13 protein-coding genes and 1 pseudogene are annotated in these 14,646 nt (G+C 72.3%); 3 read left to right on the forward strand and 11 right to left on the reverse strand.

The features are described 5' to 3' along the window. Positions 1–16 precede the first annotated feature (16 nt). The 4 genes and pseudogenes from ACJ73U_RS20230 to ACJ73U_RS20245 form a co-directional block, all read right to left on the reverse strand. Entirely contained in the window at positions 17–1,453 is a 1,437-nt protein-coding gene (locus tag ACJ73U_RS20230) for an alpha/beta hydrolase family protein (RefSeq protein ID WP_407779218.1), read from the reverse strand. A gap of 144 nt (positions 1,454–1,597) precedes the next feature. Continuing rightward, a pseudogene (locus ACJ73U_RS20235) lies at positions 1,598–1,816 on the reverse strand (IS5/IS1182 family transposase); the annotation flags it as partial. Between the two features lie 58 nt (positions 1,817–1,874). After that, positions 1,875–2,342 carry a GNAT family N-acetyltransferase gene (locus tag ACJ73U_RS20240; RefSeq protein WP_407779219.1) on the reverse strand — a complete coding sequence of 156 codons (468 nt, stop codon included), beginning with the start codon at positions 2,340–2,342 and terminating at the stop codon, positions 1,875–1,877. A 228-nt stretch (positions 2,343–2,570) separates the two neighbouring features. Beyond that, positions 2,571–2,873, reverse strand: coding sequence for a DUF1905 domain-containing protein (locus tag ACJ73U_RS20245; RefSeq protein WP_407779220.1), 303 nt, complete (start codon positions 2,871–2,873; stop codon positions 2,571–2,573). Between the two features lie 68 nt (positions 2,874–2,941). Here ACJ73U_RS20245 and ACJ73U_RS20250 point away from each other — a divergent pair, with 68 nt between their 5' ends. Further along, positions 2,942–3,496 (forward strand): DUF664 domain-containing protein, encoded by a 555-nt coding sequence (locus ACJ73U_RS20250; RefSeq protein WP_407779221.1) that lies wholly within the window; start codon positions 2,942–2,944, stop codon positions 3,494–3,496. Positions 3,497–4,067: 571 nt separating this feature from the next. Next, positions 4,068–5,402 carry a lanthionine synthetase LanC family protein gene (locus ACJ73U_RS20255; protein WP_407779222.1) on the forward strand — a complete coding sequence of 445 codons (1,335 nt, stop codon included), beginning with the start codon at positions 4,068–4,070 and terminating at the stop codon, positions 5,400–5,402. On the opposite strand, the gene ACJ73U_RS20260 is transcribed toward ACJ73U_RS20255, so the two are convergent. From ACJ73U_RS20260 to ACJ73U_RS20270, 3 genes are read right to left on the reverse strand one after another with little or no spacing between them, the layout of a single operon-like run. Beyond that, entirely contained in the window at positions 5,371–6,345 is a 975-nt protein-coding gene (locus ACJ73U_RS20260) for an alcohol dehydrogenase catalytic domain-containing protein (protein ID WP_407779230.1), read from the reverse strand. The genes ACJ73U_RS20255 and ACJ73U_RS20260 overlap by 32 nt on opposite strands. A 51-nt stretch (positions 6,346–6,396) precedes the next feature. Next, positions 6,397–7,218 (reverse strand): TIGR03619 family F420-dependent LLM class oxidoreductase, encoded by an 822-nt coding sequence (locus ACJ73U_RS20265; protein ID WP_407779223.1) that lies wholly within the window; start codon positions 7,216–7,218, stop codon positions 6,397–6,399. 28 nt (positions 7,219–7,246) lie between these two features. After that, entirely contained in the window at positions 7,247–8,422 is a 1,176-nt protein-coding gene (locus ACJ73U_RS20270; RefSeq protein WP_407779224.1) for a PQQ-dependent sugar dehydrogenase, read from the reverse strand. A 391-nt stretch (positions 8,423–8,813) separates the two neighbouring features. Between ACJ73U_RS20270 and ACJ73U_RS20275 the strand changes: the two genes are divergently transcribed. Then, positions 8,814–9,344, forward strand: coding sequence for a hypothetical protein (locus ACJ73U_RS20275; protein ID WP_407779225.1), 531 nt, complete (start codon positions 8,814–8,816; stop codon positions 9,342–9,344). Between the two features lie 45 nt (positions 9,345–9,389). On the opposite strand, the gene ACJ73U_RS20280 is transcribed toward ACJ73U_RS20275, so the two are convergent. The 4 genes from ACJ73U_RS20280 to ACJ73U_RS20295 all read right to left on the reverse strand — a co-directional run. Continuing rightward, entirely contained in the window at positions 9,390–11,276 is a 1,887-nt protein-coding gene (locus ACJ73U_RS20280; RefSeq protein ID WP_407779226.1) for a hypothetical protein, read from the reverse strand. Between the two features lie 17 nt (positions 11,277–11,293). After that, on the reverse strand, positions 11,294–13,357 hold the full coding sequence (locus tag ACJ73U_RS20285) for an MDR family MFS transporter (protein ID WP_407779227.1): 2,064 nt from the start codon (positions 13,355–13,357) through the stop codon (positions 11,294–11,296). A 49-nt stretch (positions 13,358–13,406) separates the two neighbouring features. Further along, a complete protein-coding gene (locus ACJ73U_RS20290; RefSeq protein WP_407779228.1) occupies positions 13,407–14,354 on the reverse strand; it encodes a DUF4352 domain-containing protein in 948 nt (315 codons plus the stop codon). A gap of 94 nt (positions 14,355–14,448) precedes the next feature. Beyond that, a partial coding sequence (locus ACJ73U_RS20295) for a hypothetical protein (protein WP_407779229.1) occupies positions 14,449–14,646 on the reverse strand: 198 nt, incomplete at its 5' end.

Consider the following 14,646-nt stretch of genomic DNA (forward strand, 5'->3'; position numbering starts at 1 on the left):
GAAGTTCGCCGGCACCTCAGCCGCCCGGCGAGCCGGCCTTCACGTGGTCGACCGAGCCGTAGGCGGAAAGCGCGCCGCGCAGGCCCGGCTCGCTGCCCTGCCCACGCAGCTCGTGGTCGAGGAACAGCGCGGTGATCTCCGCGGTCAGCTCGGGCCCCTGGTAGCGGCCGAGCATGCCGACCACGGACGGCAGCGGCGGCAGCCACAGCGGGGCGTCGGTGAACGTCAGGTGGGCGGTGTTCGGCATCTCGACCCGGTAGCCGGCGCCGGCCAGGTCCAGCACGCCGTCGGCGGTGGCGAGGAAGTCCGTGCTCTCGTCCTCCGCCAGCGGGTGGTTGACCACGAGGACCGGTTGCGGGAACGGCTTCGTCGCCGCGGCGTAGGGGAAGCCGTCGAGGTCGACGACGGCGTCGAAACGGTGGTCGAGACGTGCCGCCAGCAGTGCGGCGCCGCCGCCGAGCGAGTGGCCGGTGACCGCGACGTGGTCGAGGTCGAGCACGTCGGCGAACCTCGACGTGCCGAGGCGGGTGAGGACGAAGCTCAGGTCCTGTGCCCGCACGGTGGTCCAGCGGACGGCGTTGGCGCGGTCGCGGTCGTCGTCGCCGGTCGCGGTGACGCGCGTGTGGATGACCGTGCCGTCGGCCAGCACGACGGCGGCCGAGTCGTAGGGGTGGTCGAGCGCGACGACGACGTAGCCGCGGCTCGCGATCTCCGTGGCCCACATGGTGTTCTGCCCGCGGGCGCCGCCGAGTCCCGGTGAGAAGAGCACGACGGGGAACCGCGTGCCACCGGCCACCGGTTCGGCGTCGAGGAAGGCCGCCGTGCGTGCGTGCGCGAGCCCGTCGAGCATGAACCCGGGCAGCCCGGTGTAGCTGGCCAGACCCTCGGCGACGATCTTCGACTCCTCCGGCGTGCGACCGAGGTAGGGCGCGCGCTCGCCCTCACCCGACGCCGCCGGGTACCAGAGCTGCGCGACGACGGTCCGCCGGTCGTTCGGGGCCGCCGTCGCGGTCTCCGGCCGGTCGGCGTCGGTCCACTGCACGGTGGTCGTGCCCACCGCGTACCGGCCCGTCGGTGCCAGGAACGTGGGGACGGGCAGCGCCCACCCGGCCGCCGCGCCGCCGACGGTCATGCCGACCAGCACGACCGTGGCCGGCGCGGCGAGCCAGCGCGGCGAGCGTCCTGGAGTCCGCTCGCGGGGCGGCAGGACGGCGGGGACGACCGACGGGAGCGCGAGCACCATCGCGGCCAGCACGGGCACCATCTGCCACCGCATGCCGGCGACGAGCAACACGATCGCGGCGGACACCGACACCGCGAGCGCGCCGACGGCCACCCGGCGGCGGTACCGCGCCGCCTGCCACCGCGCGATCGCCATCACCAGCGCGCCGGCGATCGCGACGCATTCGAGCGGGTACAGGTCGAGCCAGGGAAGCGGGTCGCCGAGCATCATGCCCCCATCGGTGTGCGGTTCCGGTCGCCGGAACTGTGGCGCAGCGGGGAACGAGCACACTTCGGCCGGAAGGCCATGCCGTGCGGCGGGTCATCGGCCGATCGGCTGATGTCCGCTCAGGCCGGACGGCTTCTGGGGTTCACCCAACAGCGGCGAGTCGTACCGGTTCGCGCCGGCCAGCACCCGCCCGCGCGGAATGCCGTAGCCCTCGACCATGAGCGAGCGTTTTCATGCTTGCTTGCGTCAGTCGACCAGGGACGGCCCAGCGCACTCGCCGCCACCGGGAGCCTTGGTGCTACACCCATCCACCGCGATGTTCTCCAGCAGCAGGCCCACGATGCGGTCGTATACCTCCAACGCGATCTAATGCCCGTGCCTGCCCATCACCCGGGCCACAGCACAGGCCCTATCTGCATGGCCTCTAAGCCAGCTTCTCCAAGTACACCAACGACAGTTCCGGGCTGACCGGGCGCGTGCGATAGCGGCTGTAGCCGGCTTTCTCGTACAGGCGCAGGTTGGCCTCACTGCGGTCCCCGGTGTGGAGCCAGAATCGGCGTACCTGCGCGGCATGGGCCCGCTCCACGGCCTCGATGAGCGCCCTGGCGATGCCTCGTCGTTGCATGTCCGGAGCCACCACCAGGCGAGTGACCTCGCAGTCCTGGCCGTCTCGAACCCCGCGGACCGCTCCGACGATACGGGTGCCCATCGTCGCCACCAACACGCCGCCGCCCTCGACCGCCGCACGTACCTCGTCCAGCGACTCAGTCAACGCGGAGAAGCCCGGGTTGCCGTAAAGCTGGGCCTCGGAGACATACGCGGCGCGCTGCACAGTCAAGATCTCGCCCGCGTCCGCCGGCTCCGCCAGCCTGATGTCATGTTCCAGCTTCATGGCGCAACAAGATAGCCCGAAGCCCGTCGGTGATCGGGTCCAGCAGGCCGTTGGCGAGCAGTTCGTCAATCCGCGACAGGTGCGCCTGGACGCCGGGCCGATGCCATCTTCGACCTCGCCGACGCGATCATCACCGTGCGTAGCCTGATCCGGAAAGCCTGGGCCCTCTGCCGAGAGGACATACCTCACCAGCGCGCCGCCCCTGATCTCCACCTGATTGCGCGGCCTCTAAAGCTGGAGAAGCTCCAGCGCGACGGTCGCGACGTCACCGGGGTCCAGCGACTCGGCCCTGCGCACGGCACGCTTGACCGGCAGCACGTAACAACCGCTCCCACCGTCCGGGAAGATCGACGTCCGCCAGGTGGTGGCGCCGACCCGTACCCGCACGCGCACCGCGCCGAAGCCCCTGCGTGGCCCGGCGGTCAGCTCGCGGATCTCCTCGGAGATGTCGGTGGGCAGCCTGACGAAGGTCCAGCTGTCGGCGCGCCGGGCCTCCCACACCCACAGCTCGGCGTCGAAGACGTAGTTCATGCCGGGAGAATCGCACGCCCGGTCCCGGGCCGCGGTGGTTGTCGGTGGCTGCGGTTACGGTGGCCCGCATGACCGACACCCCGTGGGAACCGCCTCTCGCCGGTACCGAGGTCGAGCACCTGCTCGGCGCACTGGACCGGCTGCGCACGACGTTCCGCTGGAAGGCCGACGACCTCGACGCGGCCGGCCTGCGGGCGCGGGTGGGCGCGTCCACGCTCACCCTCGGCGGCCTGCTGAAGCACCTGGCGCTGGTGGAGGACCACATGTTCGCCGTCAAACTCAACGGCGAGCCACTCGGCGACCCGTGGCACCCGGAGGACTGGGACAGCGAGGACTGGCCGTTCACCTCCGCCGACGAGGACAAGCCGGAGTTTCTCTACACGCTCTGGGACGCCGCCGTGTCGCGGTCCCGCACGCGGTTGGCCACGGCGCTCGCTCACGGCGGCCTCGACCAGCCCGCCCACGTGACCGGTCCCGACGGCCGGCCCGCCAGCCTGCGCCGCCTCATCTGCGACCTGATCGAGGAGTACGGCCGCCACACCGGCCACGCCGACCTCCTCCGCGAGTCCGTCGACGGTCGCGTGGGTGAGGATCCGCCGTCTGGGTGGCAGCCGAAGAGCTGATTCGGGCGGGGGTTTCGTGGGCGGGTCGGGGGGCGGGGGTCAAGGGGGAGGGGTCGGGGGGGCGGGGGGGCGGGGGCTGGGGAGTCGGGGGTTCGGAGGGAGAGGGGCGGGAGGGAGAGGGTTCGGGGGATGCGAGGGGGTGGGACCGAGGTTGGGGCAGGCGAGGGACAGGGCCGAGGCTGCGGGGAGGCGAGGAGGAGAGCCGGGGCCGGCACCGGCGGGTGTGAGCGGGCCGCTGGAGGGCGAGGAGCCGAGGGCCGGGAGGGCGAAGGCTGGCAGGACAGGGACCCCCGGGGCGGGGAGGGGTCCAGAGGCGGCTGGCGAGGGACGAAACCTCCTGCGAGCCCGCCATAGGGGGCTTCCATAGCGTCGCCGCCTTCGGCGGCGAGGCGGCCTTTCGCAGCAACGCTGCTCCGCGCGGCAACGCTGGGCCTCCCCACCACACCGGCCCTCCTCGGCTGGTTCCGCGGCGGCCAGTGTCGACAAACGGGCGAAATCCGGGCCCTCGTGCCAGACCATGTAAGGATCGCCGAAGACGTCGTCTCGCCAGTGGACCCAGGGGGCAACAGCCATGTGCGCCGACAGTACTCACCACCGCACTCACTACCGCGACATCGCCGAGGCCGCTTGGCGGTGGGTGTTGGCGCAGTTGCGGTGGGACGACGGGCCCTGGTTACCCGAGGTCTCCGATCCCCGCCAGAGCAACGGGTTCTACAGCGGGATCGGCGGCCTGGCCTACACTCTGGCCGAGATCCGGCTCGATCGGGAGTGGACGGTCGCGGAGAAGGATCTGGCGGACGCGATCGCCGAGCGGGTGACCGGCGCGACCGGCACCGAGACCGAGTACAACTTCTTCGACGGGCTGGTCAGCACGATCGGCGTGCTCACCGTGCTCGGCGTGGCCGGGGCGGACGCCGCGGTACGACGGCTGACCACGATCGCCACGTCGACCGGGTGGCCGCAGACCTACTACGAACCACCGGACTTCCTGCCCGACACCCGCCTGAACGACGTCACCCTCGGCACCGCGGGCGTCCTCATGGGCGCGGTCTGGGCGCACCGGAACGGGGTGGCGGAGGCCCGCGCGCTCGGTGAGCTGGCGGCCGGCATCCTCATGGGTGAGGCGGAGACGACGCCCCACGGCCTCAACTGGCGGTTCATCTCGCCGCGGTTCCGCATCGAGCCCGGTCGCCAGCTGCCCAACTTCTCCCACGGCCTCGCCGGCATCGCGGCGACGCTCGCGGTGGCGGGCGTCGAGCTCGACCGGCCCGACCTCGTGGACGCGGCCGCCCGCGGCGCCGAGCACCTGGTCACGATCGGCACCAGGACCGGCGACGGCTTCGCCGTCCCCCACTACATCCCGCACGACGACCTCGACGCGGACGAGTTCACCCACAACTGGTGCCACGGCGGCGCCGGCACCTCCCTGCTGTTCCGCGCGCTGGCGGAGGCGGGCGTCGCGGCCGTCGCCGGGGACGCGCCGCCGGTGTGGCAGCGGCGGTGCCTGCACGGGGTCCGCACCTCCGGGCTGCCGGTGCGCCGCTACCCCGGCTTCTGGGACAACGACGGCCGGTGCTGTGGCACGGCCGGCGTCGGCGACACGTTCCTCGACTCCTGGCAGCACACCGGCGAGCCCGACGACCTCGAGTTCGCCCTGCACCTGGCGGACGCGGTCGTCGAGCGCGCGATCGTCGAGGGGCCGCACGCCTACTGGCGGTTCACCGAGCACCGCGCGGAGGAGCCGCTGCTGCCACCCGGGGCGAGCTGGAGCCAGGGCGCGGCCGGCATCGCGGCGTTCCTGTTCCGCGCCGGCCGCGTCGCCCGGGATGGTGCGGCCGCGGCCCGGGTGCCGCGCATGGACTCGTGGTGGGCCGTCACCCCGTCAGGCCCACCAGCTTCCCGCTGACGGTGTTCTCCTCCATGGCGCGGTGGGCGTCGCGGATCTCCGCTAGGCCGTAGGTGTGGGTCGGACCGAGGTGGAACGTACCGGCGGCCAGCCGGTCCAGGTAACGCTGCAGGACCGGCGCCGGCAGGTCACGCGCCTCGCCGCCGTAGGCGGTCAGCCGTACACCCGTGGGGAGGTACCCGATCGGGTAGAAGTTCGGCACCGTCCACTCGTTGGACAGCATGCCGGCGAAGCACACCGTGCCGTGGACCCTGGCCGCGGCGAGCGTGTCCGGCAGGGTCGGCGTGCCGACCAGCTCCAGCGCGGCGTCCACCCCCTCCGGGACGATCTTCCTGACCTGCCCCGCGACCGCGCCGTCGTCGAGGATCGGGTGGTCGACGCCGTGGTCGGCGAGCGTGTCCAACCGGTCGCGCCGGCGGGTCGTGGCCAGGACGGTGGCGCCGAGGTCGCGGGCCAGCGCGGCGGTCGCGTAGCCGAGCGCGGACGTGCCGCCGCGGATCAGCAGCGTCTGGCCCGCCCGCAGGTCCAGGCCCGTGGTCAGCGACCCGTACGCGGTCTGCAGCGTTTCCGGCACGGCGCCGAGCACGGCCCACGGCAGGTCCGAGCGGAACGGGACGACCTGCTCGCGCGGCACCAGCGTGTACTCCGCGTACCCGCCGTCGAACGCCCGCCCCATGCCGCCCATCATGGCCGCGACCTGCTGCCCCGGCTCGAGATCACTGTGCGGCGCCGCGTCGACCACCCCGACGGCCTCGATACCGGGCACGATCGGGTACGGCACCGCACCCTCGGCGAACCCCAGCCGGAGGTGCAGCTCCGACCGGTTGAGCCCGAACGCCCGCACCGCGATCCGCACCCACCCCGGCCGCGGCGCGGGGACCGGCAGGTCGCGCAGCTCGAGGTTGTCCACCGGCCCCGGCTCGGTCAGCACGACCGCCCGCATCGTGCCCCGAGTCGCCTGAGTCGCCTGATCGGTCACAGCCGCGATCATGCCTCAGATCTGGTCGACCAGCGTCTCCCCCACCGCGGCGATCAGTTTCGCCATGGCCGAGGCGTCCATCGTGTCCGGTTCGAGGACCAGCCGGTGCACGCCGAGGTCCGCGTACCGGCGGGCGGTGGCCACGTCCGGCACCGCGGGTGGCGTGATCGTGATCTCCAGTTCGCCCAGCTCGGCGGGACGGCCCGGGATGTCGCGCAGCTTCGCCAGCGCGGCCGCGGTCGCCTCGACGTCCAGGTCCCAGCCGTACCAACCGTTCCCGTGGCGGACCGCGCGGCGCAGGGCCGCCGGGGCGTGGCCGCCGACCACGATCGGCGGGTGGGGGCGCTGGACCGGGCGGGGGCGCTGCGACACCCCGGCGAACGACACGAACTCGCCGGTGAACGCCGGCTCGGGCTCGTCCCACAGGACCCGCAGCGCCGCCAGGTACTCGTCGACGCGGCCGGCGCGTTCGGCGAGGGCGACACCCATCGCGTTCAGCTCCGGCTCGATCCAGCCGGCGCCGACGCCGACGGTCAGCCGCCCACCGGACAGGAAGTCCAGCGAGGACAGCTGTTTGGCCAGCAGCACCGGCTGGCGCTGCGGCAGCACGAGGACGCCGAGCCCCAGCCCGATGCGGGTGGTCACCGCGGCCAGGTAGGTCAGGGTCACCACCGCCTCCAGCCGGACGGGCTCCTGGGAGCCGTCCGACGGGAGCGCGATGTGGTCGCCGACCCACAGCCCCTCGAAACCCACGTCCTCGGCCAGGAGCCCGAGGCGGGCCAGTACCTCCGGCTCGGCGCAGGCGCCGCGGTGCAGTCCGTACAGGGCCAGCTTCATGACCTCATCTAATCAGCACGGGCGAAATCTAATCAGCACGGGCGAAGCCCACCCGGAACAGCTGCCCCGGCAGATCGTTCACGACGTACAGCTCGCCGTCACGGTCCGTGCCGAACGCCGTGACCTGCGTGGGGAACTCGCCGATCCGCGCCGCGGTGTGGGTGCCGTCCGGGTTGGCGCGCACGGCCCACGCGATGTTCGAGCAGTAGTCGGTCGCCACGTAGGTGCCGGCGGCGAGGGCGGCGAACTGGCGCCCGCGGTAGACGTGACCGCCGATGACCGCGCAGCCGTCGAAGGAGGTCTGGTAGTCGAAGACCGGCTCGGTGTAGACGGCGTTCGGGGCGCAGCGGTCCGCGTTGAACAGCAGCGTGCCCTCGCGGCAGGACCAGCCGAAGTTGGTGCCACCCTGGTAGCGCCCGATGTGGTCGATCTCCTCGCGGGTGCCCTGGCCGACGTCGCCGATCCACAGCGACCCGTCGGCGCGGTCGAACGAGAACCGCCACGGGTTGCGCAGGCCGTAGGCCCAGATCTCGGGCCGCGCGCCGGCCACCCCGACGAACGGGTTGCCACGCGGCACGCAGTACGGCTTGCCGTCGCAGGAGTGGCTCACGTCGAGCCGCAGGATCTTGCCGAGCAGGGTGCCGAGGTTCTGCCCACTGGCGAACGGGTCGCCCGCGTCGCCGCCGTCGCCGAGCGACCAGTACAGGTAGCCGTCGTTGCCGAAGGTGACCTGGCCGCCGTTGTGGTTGGAGAACTCGGCGTGCGGCTGGGTGAGGAGCACCTGCTCGCTGGCCGGGTCGCCGAGCCTGATCCTGGACAGCGTCAGCGTGCCGTCCGGCAGGCTCGTGTACGCGATGTACACCCGCCGCGTCCTGGTGAAGTCCGGCGCCGGCACGATGCCGAGCAGGCCGCGTTCGTTGCCGGAGATGTCGACGCGGTCGCGGAGGTCCAGGACGGGGTCGGCGGACAGGCCGGCGGCGGGGTCGAAGGTGCGGACGGTGCCCTGCTTCTCCACGATCAGCAGCCGCCCGTCGGGCACGCCCGCGATCGCGACCGGCCGCTGCAGCCCGAACGGGACGAGCTGCGTGGTCGTGAGGGTGAGCTGGTCGAGCGGCACCGGTCCGGCCGCCTCGGCGGGCGCGGGGACGAGCAGGGACAGGGCGAGCGCGCCGATGGCGGCGAGGCGACTTCTCTGTCGCGGCATCTCGGAACTCCTCGGGATGGCGGGAACATCTTCTGGGAGCGCTCCCAAACCATAGCCCCGGTCAGCCCCTCCGCGCGACCCGCAAGGTCGCCCGAAAGGGAAGGTCGATCACCTCACGGCGCCGTTCAATGAGCCCACACGCTAGCGAAAGGCGAGGACATGGCGGATGACGAGCAGGTGCGGGTCGAGTTCCGCGGCGGCGGGATCGCCGAGACCGACGAGCAGATAGAGCTGGTCGAGGTCGAGGAGATCACCGAGGAGGAGGAGGCGTCATGAGCGGAGCTTGCGGAGCGAATCATCGCTGTTCAGGACGGCACCTCGACCGCGGAGGGCACCGGAGAAGCGGAGCCTGCGGAGCGTTCCGGGGCCGCGGAGCGGACGAGGGGGCGTCATGACCGGGGCGCTGGCCAAGGTCACCGCGGTGACCAACGCGATCAAGGACGCCTGGTGGCTGGTCGAGAAGAGCGAGTCGGTGGTCAACATCAACGCCGACCAGGCCAACGCGGTGCCCGACGGCGCCGACTGGGTCAACGACCTCACCGGTGCCGCCGGCCCGAACTACAAGGACATCACCTACACCAGCTCCTGGTACGTCTGGAACCCGTTCGGTGAGAACTGGGAGTCGAACACGACGATCACCATGCGCGTGTTCTGGATGTACGGCGCCAAGTACCGCGGCGGCGGCGCGTTCATCCCGACCGCGTGGGTGGACGTGGTGCACCTGGACCCCGGCTACAACAACGACATCGACATCCACGTGCACACCGGCCAACCGTCCAACGTGGGCACCGAGACCGCGCCGATCGCCGCGCTGCCACTGAGCATCTCGGTGAAGGAGGACTCGATGGTCCCGGGCCAGGACAACCAGGAGACCTACACCGTGATGCTGTACGGCACGGGCCACGGCCAGGTGTATGGCTGAAGCCGGGCGCGGCGAAGGCGTCCGGCAGCGCGGGCGGTACGCCGGTCAGGCGATCTTGCGGATCAGGCCGGTGTAGCCGGCCAGGGCCAGCGTGGCCAGTCCCCAGATGGCGGCCTGCACGATCCACAGCAGGACGGTGAACGCCTGTCCCGCCGTGGACTCGGTGTCCAGGTCGCAGCGGCTGCGCAGGCCGGTCGGGCCGAGCGGGAGGCCGCGGTCGAGCCCGAGCCCGACCAGTTCGACCGTCGAGCACGGGGTGCCCGGGGCGGCGGTGGTGATGGTGTGTTCCGCGGCGTGCCTGCCGGGGCCGGTCGTGACGTGTCCGGCCCACAGGCTCACGCCGCTGGCCGCCATCAACGCGAGCAGCAGGGCGAGGGCGGTCCGGCGGGCGCGGTAGCCGTACCCGGCGACGGCGCCCCACAGCCGGTGGAACGAGCGGGTGAGCGGGCCGCCCAGGGCGTGCGGGGCGCGACGCCGGAGATCGTGTTGCTGGCTGATGAGGATGTCGCGTGCGTTGCCGTCGTGCCCGGCGGCCCGCTCGACCGCGGCGAGCTGCTGGTAGGGCGAAGGCCGGTATGCCCTGGTGTGGAAGCGGATCAGGTCGAGCCAGCGCCGCCAGTCCACGCCGGCGAGTGCGGCATAGCTGAAGTCGTTGACGTCGAGGAGCACCCCCTCCGGGTGCTCGATCGTCGTGTCGAGCAGGGAGAACTGACCGCCGGCCGAGGCACCGGCGAGCCGAACCGTGGCGTGGCCCGTCCCGGACAGCCGCATCTCCTGCAGCCTCGCGAACTCCCGCACCTGGAGCCGGTCGGCGAACAGGGCCGGGCCGGACTCGTTGCGCACCTCGGACTCGGCCAGCCTGAGTCCGCGTACCTGGGCACCCACGAGCCAGACGGCCCCGTCCTCGCCGGCACCGCACAGCCGTGCCCGCAGCACGATGAGGGTGCCGTCGACCTGTACGCCGTCCGCGAACACCGCCGGGCCGGAGTCGTTGCGTACCCGCACGTCACCCAGGTAGAAGTCGTTGCTCAGCCGGGCGTTCACGACGGAGAGCGCGCCGTGGCCGCCGGCGCCGGTACCGGACAGCTCCGCACCCGAGAACGACAGGTGCCCCTCGGCGCGCAGCCGGTTGGCGAGGACGGCCGGGCCGGCGTCGTTGGTGATCTCCGCGTCGGCCATGGAGAGCACGCCCCCGATCCGCGCGCCCCGCAACCGGATCGCGCCCGCCTCGCCATGGCCGTGGAGCACCGCCCGTCTGATCAGCACGTTGTTGGCGACGGTCAGCTCGGGGCCGTCCACGGCGGCGCCGGTGCTGTTGTGCACCTCGATGCCCTCCATGTTGAGCTCCCCGCCGACGTGCGCGCCGGGCAGGCGCACCGCGCCTCGGTGACTGTGCCCGAACAGCCGGGCGTCGCGGAGGAAGAGGGTGCCGCCCACCTGGAGGCCGTCCGCGTACAGCGCGGGCCCGGAGTCGTTGCGCACCTCCGCGCGCACGAGGGTGAGCAGGCCGCCGACCCGGGCGCCCAGCAGCCGCACCGCGCCGGGGTCACCCGATCCCGTCACGACGATCCCGTCCAGGCGCGCGTCCCCGGTGATCCGCAGGCTGGTGCCCCGGATGCCGGTGAGCCGGCTCCCGGACAGCACGAGCCGGGGCAGCACCGCGTTGGAGACGTCCAGCGGCTCCTCGAGGTCGCAGTCGACGAGGTCCAGGCCCGCCGTGGTCGTGACGTAGTCCAGCTCCAGCGGGCCGACCACCCGGGCTTCGTGGAGGCGGACGCCGCGTGGGTCCAGCTCGCCGTGCCGGCCCAGCAGCAGCTCCCGGACCAGCTCGGCCCGGACCGGCGCGGCCGGGGTCAGCACCCGCCCGGCGCGGGCGGCGTCGACCAGGGCGGACTCGTCGTCGGTGAGGTCGTCCCTGAGGTCGTCGAGCACCCCGTGACTGTGTCAGGTCAGCTGGTCGCCACGGCCACCGGTCTCGTGCCGATGGCCTCGTCCTCGGACAGCAGGCGGCGGGCGATGGTCGCGACCGCCTCCCGCAGGTCATTGTCCGGTGGGCGGCCGATGTCCTGCTCCACCTGCTGCTCCAGCCACGTCGCCCACGCGCGGCGGATCAGCTCGGCCTCCCGGCTGCCCGCCTCCGTGTGCGCGTACCGCCACCCCTCGCGGGTCAGCATGCCCTCCTCGACCAGGGCGTCGAACACCGGCGCCAGCACCTCCGGCGGCATGTGGCGCCGGGCGGCGATCACCTCCAGGTCCGCGACGCCGAACCGCCGGGTGGCCAGCTCCACCTGGATGACCGCCCACGCGTTCGCCACCCACAGCCGGGTGCCGGAGGTGGCCACGATGCGACGCATGGTGTCCGCCTCGGTGTCGCGCAGGATCCGGCCGACCGCCGCCTCCAGGTGGCACCGCCTGTCCGAGCTCGACGGGGAGCCGAAGCCCTCCCCCATGTCCGTCGAGCCCAGCCGCGCGCTGTCCCGCAGCCGGACCTGCTTGAGGAACAGCGACACCACGAAACCCAGCAGTGCCACCGGGATCGTCCACGTGAACACGGTCTGCAGCGCGTCGGCGTACGCCCCGACGATCGGCTCCTTCGCGGCGGACGGCAGCGCGTGCAGGCCGGCGGGGCTCTGGGCGGCCGCCGCGATCACCCTCGGGTCGGCCGCGCCGGTGGTGGCGGCCGTCCTGACCGCCGAGGTCAGGTCCGGGGTCAGGGCGTTCGTGTAGATCGTGCCGAAGACGGCCGTGCCGAACGCGCCACCCAGCGTGCGGAAGAACGTCACCCCGGACGTCGCGGTGCCCAGGTCGACGTACTCGACCGTGTTCTGCACGGCGATCGTCAGCACCTGCATGCACAGGCCCAGCCCGACGCCGAGCACCACCATGTACAGCGACGTCCGCCAGCCGCTGGTGCCCGGCCCCATCAGCGACAGCAGGTACAGCCCCAACGCCATCACCAGCGAGCCGACGACCGGGAAGTACCGGTACCGCCCGGTCTTGCTGATCACGTTGCCGCTGAAGACCGACGCGACCAGCAGGCCGAGCACCAGCGGCAGCGTGCGCACCCCGGCGACCGTCGCGGAGTCGCCGTCCACGTACTGCAGGAAGCTCGGCAGGAACACCATCGCGCCGAGCATCGCGAAGCCGACGATGAAGCTCAGCAGCGAGCAGACCGCGAACACGGGGTTGCCGAACAACCGCATCGGCAGCATCGGCTCGGCCGCGCGGGTCTCGACCCAGCAGAACAGCGCGAGCGCGACCGCGCCGCACGCGAACAGGCCGACGATCACGGCCGAGCCCCACGCGTACTCGCTGCCGCCCCAGCTCGTCGCGAGGACCAGCGCACTGGAGCCGACGGCGACGAGCGCGATGCCGAGGTAGTCGATGACCACCCGGTTCACCGACCGCACCACGGGGATCGTCCGCGCGGCCGCGACCACGACGACGACCGCGATGGGCACGTTCACGTAGAACGCCCAGCGCCACGACAGGTGGTCGGTGAACAGCCCGCCGAGCAGCGGCCCGACGACGGTAGACACGCCGAACACGGCACCCATCGCGCCCTGGTACCTGCCGCGTTCGCGCAGCGGGATGACGTCGGCGATCAGCGCCATCGCGGTGACCATCAACCCGCCGGCCCCGACGCCCTGCAGCCCCCGCCAGGCGACGAGCAGCGACATGTTCGTGGCCGTGCCGCACAGGAACGAGCCGGTGATGAAGATGACCGTCGAGGCCTGGAAGACCAGCTTGCGGCCGAACAGGTCGCCGAACTTGCCGGCCAGCGCCGTGGCCACGGTCTCGGCCAGCAGGTAGGAGGTCGCCACCCAGGACATGTGCGCGGCGCCGCCGAGGTCCGCGACGATCGTCGGCAGGGCCGTGCCCACGATCGTCTGGTCGAGCGCGGCCAGCAGCATGCCGAGCATGATCGTCAGGAAGACGATGTTGCGGCGCCGGTTGTCCAGCACGGGCGGCGCAGCGTCCGCCGCGACAGGCGCGGTTTCCGTGGTGGTCACTCACCCACGATCACACCGCCGGACGTCCCCCGCACGCTGAGTCACCCGGTCAGTTGGCTTGCCAGATGGTCGCCACCCTGCTCCCGTACGACGGGGAGAAGCTGATCCGGTCCACCTCGAAGTCCGCCGGGACCTCGAACAGGACGGTCCACGTGTCGTCGGCGCCGGGTGCCAGGGGCATGCCGTGCACCTCCGAGGCGCCGTACACGTGGGACTCCACGAACTCGTCCGCCTTGTCGTGCAGCGCGAAGATGCGGAGGTCGGCGTCGTTGTCGATGTCGTCGTACGGCTGGTCGCCGGTGTTCGACACGGTGAACTCGACGCCGACGAGCCGGTGCTCCGGGCCCGGCCGCACCTGGTCGGTCGCCTCGGCCGGGTCGACCAGCCTGCCGGGCGCCACCTCGAGGGTCACCGTGCCCTCGCCGGTCTGGCCGCTGATCTTCACCGCCTCCCCCATCCGGTGGACCGTGGCCTTGTCGTCCTCCCTGGCCGGCGGCTCCGGGACGGCCCTGACGGCCTGGCCGGCCGTCCGCCACGTGAGCGTCTGCGCGTGCGGCTCGTAGCCGTACGAGAAGCCCACCTCGTCGACGGTGGTGCCCTCGGGGATCTCGGCGGTGACGTAGCCGACCATGGTCTGTTCCGGGCCCAGCCGGAGCTGGTCGAACATGGGACCCGCGGCGGTCTCGTGCAGGGAGTCGTCGAGGGTCTTCCCGTCGCCGGTGTGGAAGCTGACGGTGCCGACCGGGCCGATGAGCTGGTCCCGCTCGCCGGTGTTGGTGACCTTGAACTGGACCGCCACCAGGCGGGTGCCGGACTCCACGTCGTCGTACTCGGAGGTCTTGTAGAGGGGCGCGGGGTCCAGCAGCACCAGCGGGGTGACCGCCAGGCCCTCGTCGGTCCGCTGCGCCACCCCGATCACGAGGTCCGGCCGCGCCTCACCGGCGAGCGCCGTGCTGCATCCCGAGAGCACACAGAGTGCGAGCGCGACAAGTGACATCCGCCGTAGCATTGCCACAACCTAGTGGTTCGGCGATCACCGCGTGCCTACTTCGGAATGTCGGCCTGTCCTGGAAATGTCTTCGTGTTCTGGGTCAGTGCCAGGGTTCCGCGTCCACGCGCGTGGTTCTGTCCTGGTCGGCCGCGGCCTCGATGGCCAGGGCCACGTGGTGGTCGTGGATGCCGTCGGCGAGCGGGTACGGGGGCGGCCCGCCGTCCACCCAGGCGGCCGTGTCCGCCAGGAGGGTGGCGATGGCGATCTCCTCGTCGTTCCACCGCTGTCCCTGGTAGGG

The sequence above is a fragment of the Actinophytocola sp. genome (assembly GCF_045807065.1).
Lineage (GTDB): Bacteria > Actinomycetota > Actinomycetes > Mycobacteriales > Pseudonocardiaceae > Actinophytocola.

Coding starts and splice junctions, on each gene's coding strand:
- ACJ73U_RS20255 (WP_407779222.1), top strand. CDS start 4,068: ATGTGCGCCGACAGTACTCACCACCGCACTCACTACCGCGACATCGCC.
- ACJ73U_RS20245 (WP_407779220.1), bottom strand. CDS start 2,873: ATGAACTACGTCTTCGACGCCGAGCTGTGGGTGTGGGAGGCCCGGCGC.
- ACJ73U_RS20250 (WP_407779221.1), top strand. CDS start 2,942: ATGACCGACACCCCGTGGGAACCGCCTCTCGCCGGTACCGAGGTCGAG.
- ACJ73U_RS20290 (WP_407779228.1), bottom strand. CDS start 14,354: ATGTCACTTGTCGCGCTCGCACTCTGTGTGCTCTCGGGATGCAGCACG.
- ACJ73U_RS20270 (WP_407779224.1), bottom strand. CDS start 8,422: ATGCCGCGACAGAGAAGTCGCCTCGCCGCCATCGGCGCGCTCGCCCTG.
- ACJ73U_RS20265 (WP_407779223.1), bottom strand. CDS start 7,218: ATGAAGCTGGCCCTGTACGGACTGCACCGCGGCGCCTGCGCCGAGCCG.
- ACJ73U_RS20240 (WP_407779219.1), bottom strand. CDS start 2,342: ATGAAGCTGGAACATGACATCAGGCTGGCGGAGCCGGCGGACGCGGGC.
- ACJ73U_RS20275 (WP_407779225.1), top strand. CDS start 8,814: ATGACCGGGGCGCTGGCCAAGGTCACCGCGGTGACCAACGCGATCAAG.
- ACJ73U_RS20260 (WP_407779230.1), bottom strand. CDS start 6,345: ATGCGGGCGGTCGTGCTGACCGAGCCGGGGCCGGTGGACAACCTCGAG.
- ACJ73U_RS20230 (WP_407779218.1), bottom strand. CDS start 1,453: ATGATGCTCGGCGACCCGCTTCCCTGGCTCGACCTGTACCCGCTCGAA.